The organism is Pseudomonas tremae (assembly GCF_001401155.1).
Classification (GTDB): Bacteria; Pseudomonadota; Gammaproteobacteria; order Pseudomonadales; family Pseudomonadaceae; genus Aquipseudomonas; species Aquipseudomonas tremae.
The window spans coordinates 1-398 of record NZ_LJRO01000393.1 but is presented as its reverse complement, the minus strand read 5'-3'; the positions used below and the strand labels follow the sequence as shown (position 1 = coordinate 398).

At 52.0% G+C, this 398-nt stretch carries 1 pseudogene; it reads right to left on the bottom strand.

Annotation, left to right across the window (positions count from 1 at the left end):
- Positions 1 to 74: 74 nt before the first annotated feature.
- A pseudogene (locus ALO43_RS22535) lies at positions 75 to 398 on the bottom strand (TetR/AcrR family transcriptional regulator); the annotation flags it as partial.

The window sequence follows — 398 nt, the reverse complement described above, 5'->3', positions numbered from 1 at the left end:
GATCAATGATCGGCCTGTCTGTTTATGCACGCTTTATCGAGAACGGATCTTGATAACGTTCTGTTTTCGATAAGTCAGTTGGCGCTCTTCTTTATCTCCTGTTTGAGATAGTCCCGGGTCGTGTCCAGAATGCGCTGCGACAATTCTTCGTTAAAAGCACTGCGGGCGAGTACCAGGCCGCCTACCAAGGTAGACAGCACCGGCAGGCTCTTGGATTCAGCACCCGTCTGCGCCAGAGACTGATCGAACAGTTCCAGCAAGTGAAGAATGATTTTATCCGTTGTTGCGCTGGGCTGGTCGCGCTGACCCAGTTCCAGGCACATGGTCGGTAGTGGACAACCGCCGTCTGGCGAATCGCGACTGTCTATAGAGAGGTAGAGATCAATGAATTCACTGAG